The following is a 14,256-nucleotide window of genomic DNA, read 5'->3' as shown; positions in this document are numbered from 1 at the left end:
GATCTCTCTGCGTGATTCTTCGCTCAGGCCAGCGCGCCGACCGCCATCTTCTCGGCCGCGGCGCGGTAGTGGCGCTGGGACTCGTCACGGCGCTCCAGGGTCTCGAAGAGATGCGCGAGCGCCAGATGGGTGCCGACCTGCGGGTCGACGCTCAACGAGGCCTCGAGATAGCTCTGCGCCTTGCCCCATAGCTCCACCCGACGGCAAAGCTGGCCGAGGGCGAACAGCAGGCCCGCGTCGCGCGGCTGCTTCTCCAGCCAGGCTTCGGCCTTGTGCAGGCAAGCGTTGGTGTCGTCCATGGTGTTCGCACAGCTCGCGTACAGGCGCGCCAGATCGCTGTCCCACTGCTCGTCGAGCAAGGTCTCGGTCTGCGCGCGCATGTGCATCGCCTGACCCGCGCGCGCCATCAGCGGCAGCACCTCCTTGATCAGCCCCCGGTCGGCAAGCTCCTCGGAGGGAATCTCCTGCCAGTACCCGAGCAAGGCGGACGCATCACCCACGAGCTGGCGCATGCGCTCGACGTGGGCACGACGCAGCGCGGGCGCAGCCTGCTCCGCGGTCAAAGCCTTGTGCTTGCGCAGCTGGCGCACATTGTTCACCAGCTCTTCCCAGCGCCCGAGCTCGTAGGCCACCTTGCTCTCCAGGCGCAGCATCGCGATGTGCTTTTGCCCCGTCTCGCGCAGTTGCGCCAGGCGTGCCGCCGCGAGCTCGAACTGGCGGGCATCGATGGCGAGCTCGGCCTCGGTCATCAGGCGGGCCACCTCGCTCTCCTTGCCCTGTTCGGCGGCGTGGTCCAGCCACTCGCGGTAGCGGGTGTCGTCCTGCAGGCCGTAGGCGGCGCGCGCTGCGACCAGCGCGGCCATCGGCGAACCATCGCTCGCCGAATAGGCGGTCGAGGCGGATTTGAGGGCTTCCGAGTAACGCCCCTCGAAGAGCGCCGTCACCGAGCCGTGCAGCGCCCGGTCGGCCTTGTCGCGACGCCGGCGCTCGCGCCAGCGCGCCACCCGGCCGGGCAGCTGCACGGTACGGGTCACCATGCGCAGCAGCAGGTGGATGAGGGCGACGCCCACCACCAGCACCACGATGAAGAGGTTCAGCGAAACCTGGGCCCGCCACGGCGACAGCACGACGAGAACGTAGCCGTCATTCACGCCGGCCAGCATCGTCACGCCGACGGCGAGGGCGAAGATGCCGATCAGCCAGATCAGTGCGCGCATCGTTCGGCCCTCACTGGCTCGCCGCCGGGGCGGCAGCGTCGGTCACGGAGCCCGCAGGCGCCTGCTCGGCCGGCGCAGCAGGCTGCGCCTCGGCAGCGGCAGGCTGGTTCGCCGCTCCCTGGGCTGCGGATGCCGGGGTCTCGGCAGTCGCCACGGGCGCTTCGGCAGGGGCGGACGCAGGAGCGGGCGCGGCAGCGGCTGCAGGCGCTGCCTGCGCAGGCGCGGCAGCGCCGCGCGCATCCGCGCCGCTGCGGCCAGCGCGCGACTGCACGCTGCGCAAGGCGCTGAAGGTCTCGCTCAGATCGGGCGGCGCGTAGCGCACCTTCACCGCCTCGAGTTGCTTCAACTCGCCGAGCGCGGCCTGCACCCGCTCGTCGCGCAGGTCGTAGAAACGCTCCAACCACTGGCGGGCCTGGGCAAGATCGGCTGCGTAGCTGCGGCCGTCGCGCGCCATCAGCGCGAGGCGCGCGGTGAGCAGGCGCATCTTGAGGTTCTCGCGCAGGAAGGTGTTCTGCTCGGGCGCGAGCAGCACCGGATCTTCCTGGTCGAGGCGCTCGACGCGGATCAGGGTGCGGATCTCGCTCCAGGCATCGGCCGCGACGTTCTGCGCGAAGCGCCACACACCGGCCATCCAGCCCACGAAGCCACCGCCATCGGCAGGCCCCATCTCCGCGCCCACCGCAGCGGCAGCCGGCAGCGGGCTCTCGAAGGCGAGCGGCAGCGTGTCCGCACGCTCGAGCATCAGCTCCAGGCGCAGGCTGAGGCCGGAAACATCCAGCACCGGCAGCAGGCGCAGCTCCTCGATGTCGCGCACGAGCGCACGGCGGAGGGTGGCGAGCTGGCCGCGATCGTGGATCGCCAACCGGGCCTCGGCCTCCTGCAGGCCGATCAGCGCGGCCTCGACGTTGCCCGCGATCTGCAGCTGCTGAGAGGCCAGCGCGACGGCCTGCTCGACTTCGGCGAGCACGCCGTCCTCGCGGCTGCGCGAGAACTCCTGGTAAAGCGCCTCGAGCGCCTCGGCCTGGCCCTGTGTGGTCTCGACCCTGGATTCGAGCGCACCGAGCTTGCCCTGCAGCGAGGCGATGACCTCCTGCTGCTGGCGCATCATCCCGCGCGCCTCGGTGGCGATGGTCTCGCCATCGGAGAGACGGCTGGCGACCTCCGCGCGCAGCTGTCCCGTCTGCAGGCGCATCTCGCGAGCCTGCCAGATCGACCAGCCGGCCACGCCGACGGCGATCAGCGCCAGCAGCAGCGCCCACCACGCGGCGGGACTGCGAGCGGGCTGCTCCTCGGCGGCGTTCGCCGTTCGTGCGGCGGGGGCGACCGGATCGCCCTCGCTCGCAGCGCCGCGCGCCGCGGGATCCACCTCGGCTGCGGGCGGTGCCTCGGGCACGCCCACCTCCTCGATGACGGGTCGGGTCTCCTCCGGGGCCGGCGATGCGGACGTCGCCGGCGGCGGCTGGGTCAGAGCGGGATTTTCTTGTCTCATGGTTCCACGTCTAGGCAAAATGGCTTTCTAGGGCCTGCATCAAACCGTCGTCTCCGGCCGGCGTCTCGACCACCCGTTCGAAACCGGCCGCACGCGCCTGCGCGACGATGCGCGGGTGCGCGGCGAACACCGTCACGGCGCGCAGGGCGGCGAGCCCCTCCGTGCCGAGCATGCATTCCAGATTGCGTACGCCCTCGCTGCTGGTCAGCAGCAGGCCGTCGAGCTCGCCCCGCGCCGCTGGCCCGAGCAGCAGCGCGGGATCGGCCTCGGGACAATGGCGTCGGTAGCAGGTGACATATTCCACGCTCGCGCCGCGTTCGCGCAAGGTGTCGGCGAGCAGTTCGCGGCCGCCGTCGCCACGGAAGATCAGCACCTTGCGCCCGCGCACCGCGTCGGCGGCGAATTCGGGCAGGGCGATCACGGCCTCGCTGTCGAAACCGTCCTGCGGCGCGATGACGTTCGCGAAGCCCCAGTCCTGCATCACGCGCTGGCTGCCCTTGCCCACGGTGGCGACACGCAGGCGGGCGGGCCAGGTGCGCTGCGGCAGGATCGCGCGCATGGCGTGGTCGACCGCGTTGGGGCTGACGAAGAAGGCGAGGTCGAACTCGTCGAGGCGGCCAACGATGGCCTGCAGCGGCGCCGGATCGAGCGCCGGACCGACCGCGATCACCGGAAAGCGCAGCGCACGCCCGCCGGCGGCCTCGAGGCGGGCGCACAGGCTTTCGGCCTGCTCGCGCGGGCGCATGACGACGAGGGTGCGCCCGGCGAGGGGACGCACGGACCGGAGATCGGAAGCTGCCGCCGGGGTCGTCACCGCGCGCCTCCCTTGCCGTCCGCTCAGCCGAGCTCGGCGAGGATCGCTTCCGCGCCCTGCGCCCGCAGGTCGTCGGCGAGCGCGCGCCCGAGCGCCTCGGCCTCGGCCGGCGCGCCCTCGCGTTCGGCGCGCACGATGGTGCTGCCGTCGGGGCGCGCGACGAAGCCGCGCAACCACAGCCGCCCCTCGCGCATCACCGCGTAGGCGCCCAGCGGCACCTCGCAGCTGCCGGCGAGCGCGCGTGCGACCGCGCGCTCGGCGAGGACGCACGCGGTGGTGTCGGCATCGACGAGCGGCTGCAGCCAGCCGATCACGTCCGCGCGCGCCGACAGGCATTCGATGCCGAGCGCGCCCTGCCCGGCCGCGGGCAACGAGACCTCGGCCGGCATCACCGAGCGGATGCGCTCGCCCAGGCCGAGCCGCGTGAGGCCGGCGGCGGCGAGGATGATGGCGTCGTACTGACCCTCGTCGAGCTTGCGCAGGCGGGTATCGAGGTTGCCACGCAGACTGGTGACGCCGAGGAAGGGATACTGCGCGTGGATCTGCGACTCGCGGCGCAGCGAGGAGGTCCCGACCACGGCACCCGGGGGCATGTCGGCGAGGCTCTCGTAGCGGCTGGAGACGAAGGCGTCGAGCGGGACCTCGCGCGCGGTGATGCAGGGCAGCGCGAACTCCGGCTCCATCACCATCGGCACGTCCTTCATCGAATGCACGGCGATGTCTGCGCGGCCGTCGAGCAGCGCGGTCTCGAGCTCCTTGACGAACAGGCCCTTGCCGCCGACCTTCGCGAGCGGACGATCGAGGATCTGGTCGCCACGCGTGGTCATGCCGAGCAGCTCGACCCGGCAGCCGGGGTGGAGCGCCTCGAGGCGGGCCTTGATGTGCTCGGCCTGCCACAGGGCGAGACGGCTCTCACGGGTTGCGATGACGATGCGCTCGGGGCTGCTTTGACTCACGATCGGGATTCACCTGGAAAACGGGGGCACAGGTGCGGAGGCGACGGGCGCCAGGATGATGCATCGCAACATGACAGAATGCTGAATGCGTCCGCACGACTGGGCGCATTCTAGCACGCGGGCCGGCCGCGCCGCCTCCCACCGGGCAGCCGGCGCGAAAGACGGCAGCACCGGGGATCGACCTGAAACGGGCAGGAAAGCGACCCGCTTGCGGTAAGCTCCGCTCTCCCCTCCAATCGAATTCCGAAACGAAAGAATGAACCAGGACAAGGACGCCCCCCTCCGCGACGACATCCGCCTGCTCGGCCGCCTGCTCGGCGACACCGTGCGCGACCAGCAGGGCGAGGCCGCATTCGGCCTCATCGAACGCATCCGCCAGAACTCGGTGCGCTTCCGCCGCGACGACGACATCGCCGCGCGCCGCGAGCTGGAGGACATCCTCGACGCCTTGTCACGCGAGCAGACCATCCAGGTGGTGCGCGCCTTCAGCTATTTCTCCCACCTGGCCAACATCGCCGAGGACCAGCACCACATCCGGCGCTCGCGCGCGCACCTGATCGCCGGCTCGGCACCGCGCGAGGGCAGCCTGGCGCACGCGCTCGAGCGCGCGCTCGACAGCGGTGCGGCCGACCCCGCGGCGCTGGCCGGCTTCTTCGACGGCGCGCTGGTGTCGCCGGTGCTCACCGCCCACCCCACCGAGGTGCAGAGGAAGAGCATCCTCAACTGCGAGACCGTGATCGCGCGGCTTCTGGACGCGCGCGACCGCATGCAGCTCACCCCCGAGGAGGCCGAGGCCAACGACGAGGCGCTGCGTCGCGCGGTGCTGACGCTGTGGCAGACGCGCATGCTGCGCACCGCCAAGCTGTCGGTGATCGACGAGGTCAACAACGGCCTGTCCTACTTCGAGACCACCTTCCTGCGCGAACTGCCACGGCTCTACGCCAGCCTGGAGGACCGTCTCGCCGCCGCCGACCGGGCGCTGGGCACGCCCGAGCTCGCCGCCTTCGTGCAGGTGGGGAGCTGGATCGGCGGCGACCGCGACGGCAACCCCTTCGTCACCGCCGAGGTGCTCGAGCGCGCGCTCGCCATGCAGTGCGCGGTCGCGCTCGGGCATTATCTGGACGAGTTGCACATCCTGGGCTCGCAGCTCTCGCTCGGCATCGGCCTGGTCTCGGCCTCCGATGCCCTGCTCGCGCTTGCCGAGGCCTCGCCCGACCACTCGCCGCATCGCAGCGACGAGCCCTACCGGCGCGCGATCTCGGGCATCTACGCGCGCCTGGCCGCCACCTACCGCAGCCTGCTTGGCCACGACCCGCTACGCCACGCGGTCGCCGCCGCCCAGCCCTACCCGAGCGCGGCCGCGCTCGCCGAGGACCTCGAGGTGCTGCACCGCTCGCTCGCCGCCAACGGCTCGGGCGCGCTCACGCGCGGGCGGCTGCGCCACCTGCGCCGCGCGGTGAAGGTGTTCGGCTTCCATCTCGCCCCGCTCGACCTGCGCCAGAACTCGGATGTGCACGAACGCACGGTCGCCGAGCTGCTCGAACGCGCCTGCCCCGGCACCGCCTATGCCAGCCTCGACGAGGACGCGCGCTGTGCGCTGCTGCTCGAAGAACTCGCCACCGCGCGCCCGCTCGCCTCGCCGCACGTCCGCTACACGGACGAGACCGAGGGCGAGCTGGCGATCTTCCGCGCCGCCCGCCAGGCCCACCTGCGCTACGGCACGGCGGCGATCCGCAACTGCATCATTTCCAAGACCGACGACGTCTCCGACCTGCTCGAACTCGCGGTGCTGCTGAAGGAGGCGGGCCTCCTGCGCCCGCTCGAGAACGCGCTCGACGTGAACATCGTGCCGCTCTTCGAGACCATCGGCGACCTCGAGAACGCCGCCGGCGTGATGGCGCGCATCTTCTCGATCCCCGCCTACCGCGGACTGCTCGAAGCGCGCGACCACACCCAGGAGGTCATGCTCGGCTACTCCGACAGCAACAAGGACGGCGGCTTCCTGACCTCGGGCTGGGCGCTCTACAAGGCCGAGGGCGAGCTGGTCGAAACCTTCGCGCGCCACGGCGTGCGCCTGCGCCTCTTCCACGGCCGCGGGGGCTCGGTGGGCCGTGGCGGCGGCCCGAGCTACCAGGCCATCCTCGCCCAGCCCGAGGGCGCGGTGCAGGGGCAGATCCGCCTCACCGAACAGGGCGAGGTGATCGGCGCCAAATATGGCAATCCGGAAGTCGGCCGGCGCAACCTCGAGGTGCTGGTCGCCGCCACGCTCGAGTCCAGCCTGCGCCCGGCCAGCGCCAGCCCGACGCCGCCCGCCTTCCTCGACGCCATGCAGGCGCTCTCGGACGCGGCCTTCGCGGCCTACCGGGGCCTGGTCTACGAGACCGAGGGTTTCGAGCGCTACTTCTGGGAGTCGACCGTGATCAGCGAGATCGCGGCGCTCAACATCGGCAGCCGCCCGGCCTCGCGCAAGAAGAGCACCGCGATCGAGGACCTGCGCGCGATCCCCTGGGTGTTCAGCTGGTCGCAGTGCCGGGTGATGCTGCCGGGCTGGTACGGCTTCGGCAGCGCGGTGCGCGATTTCCTCACCGCCAACCCGGACGACGGCCTGGCGCTCTTGCAGCGCATGAACATGGAATGGCCCTTCTTCCAGACCCTGCTGTCGAACATGGACATGGTGCTGTCCAAGACCGACCTCGCGATCGCCAGCCGCTACGCCGAGCTGGTCAAGGACGCGGCGCTGCGCGACACGATCTTCGGGCGCATCCGCGCCGAGCACCAGGCCACGGTCGGGGCGGTACTGCGGATCACCGGCCAGAGCGAGCTGCTCGACGCCAACCCGCTGCTCAAGCGCTCGATCCGCAACCGCTTCCCCTACCTCGACCCGCTCAACCACGTCCAGGTCGAGCTGCTGCGCCGCCACCGCGACGCCGCCGAGGCGGGCGGCATCGACGAGCGCATCCGGCTCGGCATCCACATCTCCATCAACGGCATCGCCGCGGGCTTGCGCAACAGCGGCTGAGCCGTCTTACAGGCCAAGCGCCTGCCGCACCGCCGGCCACTGCCGCCGGCTCACCGGCAGACGCTCGGGCAGATCGCGCAACAGCACCTCCCAGCGCGGCTCGGCCTCCTTCTGTCCATCCCGCTCCGCTGCCCGCTCCACACCCGCCACCGCGGCGAGCGCGACCAGGCAGTTGCGGTGCAGGCGCAGGAAACTGCGCGGAAACTCCTGCTCGATCTGCACCAGCGACTCGTCGAGCACATACTCGCGCGCCGCGGTGCGCGCGGTGACGTACTTGAGCTCGGCACGCAGATAGCGCACCTCGGCCACCGGCACCAGAAGAATGCGGCCGCACTCCGCGACACTGAAGTGGCGACGCGCGCGCGTCGCCAGCGTGGCCAGCACGTCGGCCGCCGGCGGCGCGCGGCGCGCGCGTACGCGCTCGAGCGCCGCGGCCAGGCGCTGCGCGCGCACCGGCTTGAGCAGGTAATCCACCGCGGCGAGCTCGAAGGCCTGCACCGCGTACTGGTCGTAGGCGGTCACGAAGACCAGCGCCGGAGGCGCCGGCAGGCGGGCGAGGTGGCGGGCGAGCTCCACGCCGTCCATCACCGGCATGCGGATGTCGGCCAGCACCACGTCCGCCGCCGCGGAGTCGAGCAGTCGCAGTGCCTCGACGCCGTTGGCGGCCATGCCGACGATCGCGTTGGGCTGCTGCCCGGCGACGTCGCCGAGCAGGTCGCGCAGGCGCGCACGCGCCGGCGCTTCGTCATCGACGACGAGCACGCGCAGCGCCGCGACAGCCTCGGGTGCGGTTGCGGTCATGCGGCCTCCCTCTCCCAGGGCAGGCGGATGCGCACCCGGTAGCGGCCATCCGCCTCGTCGATCTCCAGCCTCGCCTCGAGGTCGTGGAACAGCATCAGGCGCTCGCGGATGTTATCCAGCGCCATGCGGTTGCCGACATGGTGCGCCCCCTGCGCGGCGACCGGGTTGTCCACCTCGATGCAAAGCTCCTTGCCGTGGCGCGCGATGCGGACGATCACCTCACCCGCGGCGGCGGCAGGCTCGATGCCGTGGTAGACGGCATTTTCGAGCAGGGGTTGAAGCAGCAGCGAGGGCATGCGGGCGCGCAGCAGTTCCGTGGGCACGCGCGTACGCCTCTCGCCGCCGTCACCACCTCGTCCGCCCTCCCCGCCTTCCCCGCCTTCCCCGTCCTCTTCCGCCTCTCCACCCCCTCCTCCAAACTCCCAGCGCACCGCGAGGCGCTCGCCGAGCCGCAGGCGCTCCAGCCCGAGATAGCGCTCGGCGAGCTCGATCTCCTCGGCCAGCGTCACGCGCTCGCGGCCGTCCTGCATCAGCGCGCGGAACAGGTCGGCGAGCTCCTCCAGCGCCTGTTCCGCGCGGCGCGGCTCGGAGCGGATGACGCCGAGCACGCCGTTCAGGCAGTTGAAGAAGAAGTGCGGCCGGATGCGCGCGGTCAGTGCGATCAGCCGCGCCTCGGCGAGCGCCGGCGACAGGCGCCGGCTGCGCCAGTCGAAATACGCCAGGCAGAGCGCAGCGGCGAGCCACGCCCAGCCCAGTGGTCGCCACCACTCCACGGCCGGCACCGCGGCGAGCAGGCTGGCGGCGATCGCCGCCAGGCTGGCGAGCACGAGTACGACGCCGCGCCCGGCCGCGACCGGCAGCGCACTCAGCCCGGGCGCGCCGAGGTAGAGGAGCACCAGGCTCAGCAGCAGCGGCAGCTCCACCCGCCCGGCCATCAGCGCGAGCTCGTCGGCGAGCCGGGCGGGCGCATCGAGCCGGATCGCCACGGTGAGCGCGGCGAAGAGGTTCACCGCCAGCAGGACGCGCAACATCACCCCGAGGTTGCGGAAGTCGGGCAGGCCCGGCGCGCCGAGCGCCGGGGGCTTTTGCTTTATACTTTCGGCCATCTACGCGCGCCACCGCAGGCGGCGCCCCTTCCCGTAATCGTTCCATGCCGGGCCGGCAGCGCAGGGCCGGCCCTTTCCGTTTTCAACACCCCGATTATGACAGACACCACGACGCCGGCCGCCAGCGCCAACGCCCCCGCCGACGCGAGCGCCAAGGCCTGGTCCGGCCGCTTCTCCGAACCCGTTTCCGAACTCGTCAAGCGCTACACGGCGAGCGTGTCCTTCGACCAGCGCATGGCCGCGCAGGACATCCGCGGCTCGCTCGCGCACGCCAGGATGCTCGCCCGCCAGGGCATCATCGGCACGCAGGATCTCGTCGACATCGAGCGCGGGATGGCACAGATCGCCGGCGAGATCGAGCGCGGCGAATTTGCCTGGAGCCTCGACGACGAGGACGTGCACCTGAACATCGAGAAGCGCCTCACCGCGCTGGTGGGCGACGCGGGAAAACGCCTGCACACCGGCCGCAGCCGCAACGACCAGGTCGCCACCGACATCCGCCTGTGGCTGCGCGACGCGATCGACCGCATCCTCGGGCTGATCGCCGAGTTCCAGGCCCGCCTGCTCGAGGTCGCCGAAACCCATGCCGGCACGCCGCTGCCCGGCTTCACCCACCTGCAGGTGGCGCAGCCGGTCACCTTCGGCCACCACCTGATGGCCTACTTCGAGATGAGCCGGCGCGACGCCGAGCGCTTCGCCGACTGCCGCAAGCGCGTCAATCGCCTGCCGCTCGGCTCGGCCGCGCTCGCCGGCACCAGCTACCCGATCGACCGCGAGTTCGTCGCTTCAGAGCTCGGCTTCGACGAGGTCTGCTACAACTCGCTCGACGCCGTCAGCGACCGCGACTTCGCGATCGAGTTCTGCGCCGCCAGCGCGCTGCTGATGACCCACCTGTCGCGCCTGTCCGAGGAGCTGATCCTGTGGATGAGCCCGCGCGTGGGCTTCATCGACCTCGCCGACCGCTTCTGCACCGGCAGCTCGATCATGCCGCAGAAGAAGAACCCCGACGTGCCCGAGCTGGTGCGCGGCAAGACCGGCCGCGTCAATGGCAGCCTGGTCGCCCTGCTCACGCTGATGAAGGGCCAGCCGCTGGCGTACAACAAGGACAACCAGGAAGACAAGGAGCCCTTGTTCGACACCGCCGACACGGTCATCGACACGCTTCGCATCTACGCCGACATGATCGGCGGCATCCGCGTCAAGGCAGAGGCCATGCGCGGCGCGCTCAGCCAGGGCTATGCCACCGCCACCGACCTCGCCGACTACCTGGTGAAGAAGGGCCTGCCCTTCCGCGACGCCCACGAGGCCGTGGCGCTGGCGGTGCGCGCAGCCGAGGTCAAGGGCTGCGACCTGCCGCAGTTCACCCTCGACGAGCTGCGCATCGCCATGGCCCACGTGCCCGGCGCCGCCGAGCGCCTCGGTGAGGACGTCTTCGGCGTCCTCACCGTCGAAGGCTCGCTGGCCTCGCGCAAGCACATCGGCGGCACCGCGCCCGAGCAGGTGCGCGCCGCGGTGGCGCGCGCCCGCATCGGCCTCGGCCAAGGCTGAGCCCGATCCGACGCCCATGACCACAGCGGCGGCCGAGCGCATCGGCAAGTACGAGCTTCTCCGCCGCATCGGCAAGGGCGCCACCAGCAGCGTCCATCTCGCCTGGGACCCGTTCCGCCAGGTCGAGGTGGCGATCAAGCGCCTGCGCCGCGAGATCCTCGCCGATCCGCAGCGCGGCCGCCTGCTGCGTCAGCTCTTCCTCAACGAGGCCGCGCTCGCCGGCAAGCTCGCCCATCCGCACATCGTGCGCATCCACGATGCGCTGGTCACCGACGAGGATGCCTGGCTGGTGATGGACCACGTGCCCGGCGGCACGCTCGAGGACATCGCGACGCCGGCGACGCTGGCCCCCTTCGGGCGCGTCATCGAGATCGTCTTCAAGGCCACGCGCGCGCTCGACTACGCCTTCCACCAGGGCATCACGCACCGCGACATCAAGCCGGCCAACATCCTGCTGATGGCGCCCGGCGGCAGCGACATCCGCATCTCCGACTTCGGCGCCGCGCTGCACACCGCGCGCGAGACCACGCAGATCGCCGGCGTCGGCTCGCCCGCCTACATGTCGCCGCAGCAGGTGCGCGAGGTGCCGCTCGACCACCGCACCGACATCTACTCGCTCGGCGTGGTGATGTTCCAGCTCCTCACCGGCCACCTGCCCTTCGAGCAGGAGAACAGCTACAGCCTGCTCTACAGCATCGCACACGACACCCCGCCGCCGCCCTCCGAGCTGCGCCCCGAGGTACCCGAGGCGCTCGACGCGATCGTGCGCCGCGCCACCGAGAAGGACATCGAGCGCCGCTACCAGAGCTGGAGCGAGTTCTCCCACGACCTCGCGCTCGCCTTCCGCAACCGCAGCCTCGCGCTCGCCCCGGACCGCCTCGGCGACACCGGCAAGTTCGAGGCGCTGCGCACGATGCGCTTCTTCCGCCGCTTCGCCGACGCCGAGCTGTGGGAGGTGATCGGGCTGTCGCGCTTCGACCGCGCGCTCGCGGGCACGGTGATCATCAAGGAGGGCGAGCGCGGCGACGCCATCTGCTTCGTGCTCGCCGGCGAGGCGCGGGTGAGCAAGCAGGGACGCCTGCTCGAGGTGCTCAACCCGGGCGACTGCTTCGGCGAGATCGCGGTGTTCTCCACCATCTCCGGCGTGCGCTCGGCCTCGGTCGAGGCCGCCGCGGACACCGAGCTGGTGACGATTCGCGCGCGCGCGCTCGAGCGCGCCAGCGAGACCCTGCGCATGCATTTCTACCAGGCTTTCCTCGAGGTGCTGGCGACGCGCCTGTCGCAAGCCAGTGCCCGCATCGCCAATCTATGAACGAATCGCCGACGCCCCACCCCGCCCTTCCCGCCGTCGAGGCCGCCCTGCGCGCCGCCATGGGCGAGCAGCTGCGCATCGTCTCCGCCGAGCCGGTGAGCGGCGGCAGCATCCACACCGCGCTGCGCCTCCAGGACGCCGGTGGCGCACGTTTCTTCGCCAAGCTCGCCCCTGCCGCCCAGGCGCCGATGTTCGAGGCCGAGGCCGACGGCCTCGGCGCGATCGCGGCAAGCGGCAGCCTGCGCACCCCGGCGGTGATCGCGCGCGGGGGGGACGAGGCCCACGCCATCCTGGTGCTGGAATGGCTCGACCTGCAGCCGCTGACCAGCGCGGCCGACGGCGCCCGCTTCGCCGAGGCGCTGGCGGCGCTGCACCGCGACGTCGGCGAGCACTTCGGCTGGCCGCGCGACAACTTCATCGGGCGCACGCCGCAGGCGAACACCGAGCGCGACAACTGGGCGCGCTTCTTCGTCGAGCAGCGCCTGCGCCCGCAGTTCGCGCGCGCCCGCGCGCAGGGTTTCGACATCGAGCTGCAGCGCCAGGCCGACCGCCTGCTCGACCGCGTCCCCGCGCTCTTCCTCGACTACCGCCCGCCCGAAAGCCTGCTCCATGGCGACCTCTGGCACGGCAACGCGGCGGTGCTGGCCGACGGCACGCCGGTGGTGTTCGATCCCGCGGTGCACCGCGGCGACCGCGAAGCCGACCTCGCCATGAGCGAGCTCTTCGGTGGTTTCCCTGCGGCCTTCTACGCCGCCTACCGGCGCGCCTGGCCGCTGCACGAGGACTACGAGCAGCGCAAGCCGCTGTACAGCCTCTATCACCTGCTCAACCACCTCAACCTGTTCGGCCGCGCCTACCTGCGCGAGTCCCTCCGGCTGGCCACGCGGCTGAACGAGGAGTTGGCGCGGCGCAGGGACTGAAACGCCCCGAAGCAGGAGCGGATGCGTCGGCGTTTTTTACACTCGGCCCCGGAGCGCGATCTGCCCGCACAGCACACCTATTTTGAAATCAGCGACTTGCGTCGATTTTTCGACGCGGGCGTGATATTTGCTACGGTCTGGGCAAGGTTCATCGGAAAGACGTCGGGCGGCAGATATAATGAAATCAGGCACCAGCGGAATCAGGGATTGATGATGGACAGGATCCGGAACAACGAGACGGTCGAGCAGCGAAGGCGAGTCCTGAAGGGCGCGCTGGGCGCATCCACCGTGCTCACGCTGGGATACGGCGGTAGCGCGGCTGCGGCATCGATCGGATGCGTGAAGAACACGTACATTGAAGAAACCCCGCCTGCGAACGGTAACCAGTTTTCGTGGACCGACCCGGCGGCCATGACCGGGGTTGACGAGTGGGCCTGGAGCAAGGTCGCCGTGTGGGAATGCAGCGGGAACGTGGGGGGCATTCCGAATACGGACTTCGAGGGCTTCTCGCTCGACAACGGCATCAATTGGTACCGCGTGCCGGCGGTGGTCGGCGAAGCTCCGACGCTGATCGCCTTGGCGACGAAGAAGAGCTCGCAGTCGCCCGCGTACCCGAAGACCGCTTGGGTTTTGGCGTACTTCGACGCGAACGGCAACTTCGTCGGCAACTACCCCGCGATCACCATGCGCACCGAGCAGAAGACCCCGCTGGAGGGTTCCTGCCTCGCGTCGGTGAATCCGAATGCGAAGAGTGGCTTCACTTACGGCGGCTGAACGCCGATGCAGCCGACCTCGCCGCTGGGGCCGCTGGCCTGGATCGAACGCTACTGCCCGTCCCTCGACGGGCAGTTTCTTTTTCTCGATCCGCTGCGCTGGGATACCCATCTGCTGAGCGCGGGCGCCGTGATCGTGCTGCGCGAGGCGGCGCTCGCCATCGAAGCCGGATGTTTCGAGGCCTTCCGCGCCGAGGTCGCCGCGAACGGCGGCTGGCCGGCGGGACTGGAACGCCTGGCGGTCGCGCTGACCGCGCTCGCCGAGCGCGCTGCGGGCACGGGGACCGAGGCTTGAAGGCCG

Annotated in this window: 12 protein-coding genes; 6 read left to right on the top strand and 6 right to left on the bottom strand. The window is 71.0% G+C overall.

Annotated elements, in window-relative coordinates; translation table 11 throughout:
• Nucleotides 1-23: 23 nt before the first annotated feature.
• From ACZ5PP_RS19575 to hemC, 4 genes are all read right to left on the bottom strand, one after another.
• Nucleotides 24-1,217, bottom strand: coding sequence for a heme biosynthesis HemY N-terminal domain-containing protein (locus ACZ5PP_RS19575; protein ID WP_004308699.1), 1,194 nt, complete (start codon nucleotides 1,215-1,217; stop codon nucleotides 24-26).
• Nucleotides 1,218-1,227: 10 nt separating this feature from the next.
• Nucleotides 1,228-2,706: a uroporphyrinogen-III C-methyltransferase gene (locus ACZ5PP_RS19570; RefSeq protein WP_012585014.1), complete on the bottom strand. Its 1,479-nt coding sequence runs from the start codon at nucleotides 2,704-2,706 to the stop codon at nucleotides 1,228-1,230.
• 10 nt (nucleotides 2,707-2,716) lie between these two features.
• On the bottom strand, nucleotides 2,717-3,451 hold the full coding sequence (locus ACZ5PP_RS19565) for a uroporphyrinogen-III synthase (protein ID WP_043742968.1): 735 nt from the start codon (nucleotides 3,449-3,451) through the stop codon (nucleotides 2,717-2,719).
• Between the two features lie 92 nt (nucleotides 3,452-3,543).
• Complete coding sequence (hemC, locus tag ACZ5PP_RS19560; RefSeq protein ID WP_004308695.1) at nucleotides 3,544-4,476, bottom strand: hydroxymethylbilane synthase; 933 nt, start codon at nucleotides 4,474-4,476, stop codon at nucleotides 3,544-3,546.
• Nucleotides 4,477-4,732: 256 nt separating this feature from the next.
• On the opposite strand from hemC, the gene ppc reads away from it, so the two are divergent.
• Complete coding sequence (ppc, locus tag ACZ5PP_RS19555; RefSeq protein WP_004308693.1) at nucleotides 4,733-7,495, top strand: phosphoenolpyruvate carboxylase; 2,763 nt, start codon at nucleotides 4,733-4,735, stop codon at nucleotides 7,493-7,495.
• Between the two features lie 6 nt (nucleotides 7,496-7,501).
• Here ppc and ACZ5PP_RS19550 read toward each other — a convergent pair whose 3' ends face one another.
• Together ACZ5PP_RS19550 and ACZ5PP_RS19545 are read right to left on the bottom strand one after the other, a co-directional pair.
• The gene (locus ACZ5PP_RS19550) at nucleotides 7,502-8,296 is read right to left on the bottom strand and encodes a LytR/AlgR family response regulator transcription factor (protein ID WP_464826493.1); all 795 of its coding nucleotides are present in this window, start codon (nucleotides 8,294-8,296) and stop codon (nucleotides 7,502-7,504) included.
• A complete protein-coding gene (locus ACZ5PP_RS19545) occupies nucleotides 8,293-9,402 on the bottom strand; it encodes a sensor histidine kinase (protein ID WP_464826492.1) in 1,110 nt (369 codons plus the stop codon). Before ACZ5PP_RS19545 ends, ACZ5PP_RS19550 begins: the two co-directional genes overlap by 4 nt.
• Before the next feature lie 96 nt (nucleotides 9,403-9,498).
• Here ACZ5PP_RS19545 and argH point away from each other — a divergent pair, with 96 nt between their 5' ends.
• Genes argH through ACZ5PP_RS19520 form a run of 5 tightly spaced genes read left to right on the top strand, consistent with a single transcriptional unit; the run spans nucleotide 9,499 to nucleotide 14,250 of the window.
• Complete coding sequence (gene argH, locus ACZ5PP_RS19540; protein ID WP_464826491.1) at nucleotides 9,499-10,950, top strand: argininosuccinate lyase; 1,452 nt, start codon at nucleotides 9,499-9,501, stop codon at nucleotides 10,948-10,950.
• A 16-nt stretch (nucleotides 10,951-10,966) separates the two neighbouring features.
• On the top strand, nucleotides 10,967-12,262 hold the full coding sequence (locus ACZ5PP_RS19535; protein ID WP_012585011.1) for a protein kinase domain-containing protein: 1,296 nt from the start codon (nucleotides 10,967-10,969) through the stop codon (nucleotides 12,260-12,262).
• The gene (locus tag ACZ5PP_RS19530) at nucleotides 12,259-13,182 is read left to right on the top strand and encodes a fructosamine kinase family protein (RefSeq protein WP_464826490.1); all 924 of its coding nucleotides are present in this window, start codon (nucleotides 12,259-12,261) and stop codon (nucleotides 13,180-13,182) included. The genes ACZ5PP_RS19535 and ACZ5PP_RS19530 overlap by 4 nt, the downstream gene beginning before the upstream one ends.
• A gap of 21 nt (nucleotides 13,183-13,203) precedes the next feature.
• Nucleotides 13,204-13,956, top strand: coding sequence for a hypothetical protein (locus ACZ5PP_RS19525; protein WP_464826489.1), 753 nt, complete (start codon nucleotides 13,204-13,206; stop codon nucleotides 13,954-13,956).
• Nucleotides 13,957-13,962: 6 nt separating this feature from the next.
• Nucleotides 13,963-14,250 (top strand): hypothetical protein, encoded by a 288-nt coding sequence (locus ACZ5PP_RS19520; RefSeq protein WP_004311471.1) that lies wholly within the window; start codon nucleotides 13,963-13,965, stop codon nucleotides 14,248-14,250.
• The last annotated feature ends 6 nt before the right edge of the window (nucleotides 14,251-14,256 follow it).

The sequence above is a fragment of the Thauera sp. DNT-1 genome (genome assembly GCF_055393985.1).
The sequence above is the reverse complement of the archived record's forward strand: the minus strand, read 5'-3'. Positions and strand labels throughout refer to the sequence as shown.